The following is a 331-nucleotide window of genomic DNA, read 5'->3' as shown; positions in this document are numbered from 1 at the left end:
GGCGCCGGTGCCAGGTCCAGCAGCAGCGCCGGTGCCGACGCGGAGGGCGGCGGCACCGGCATGCGCGAGGGCCAGGCCAGCAACACGGCCAGCACCAGCGCATGCGCCGCCAGCACCAGGCCCAGGCTGAGCAGCCAGCGGCGCAGCGCCGGCGGGTGCACGTTCATCGCGCCGGCGACTCCACCGCGACCAGGGCGATCTTCAGATAGCCCGCCGCGCGCAGCGCGTCCAGCGTGCCCATCAGGTCGGCGTAGGCCACGCGGCGGTCGGCGCGCAGCAAGATGCGGCGGTCGCGGTCGCCGCCGCTGCGTCGGTCCAGCGCCGGCCGCAG

1 protein-coding gene is annotated in these 331 nt (G+C 77.3%); it reads right to left on the bottom strand.

Annotated elements, in window-relative coordinates:
- Positions 1-163: 163 nt before the first annotated feature.
- A complete protein-coding gene (locus D183_RS26625; RefSeq protein WP_255325536.1) occupies positions 164-319 on the bottom strand; it encodes a biopolymer transporter ExbD in 156 nt (51 codons plus the stop codon).
- Positions 320-331 lie beyond the last annotated feature (12 nt).

The sequence above is a fragment of the Xanthomonas sp. SHU 199 genome (genome assembly GCF_000364665.1).
Classification (GTDB): Bacteria; Pseudomonadota; Gammaproteobacteria; order Xanthomonadales; family Xanthomonadaceae; genus Xanthomonas_A; species Xanthomonas_A sontii.
This window is presented reverse-complemented; position numbering and strand designations above follow the sequence as displayed.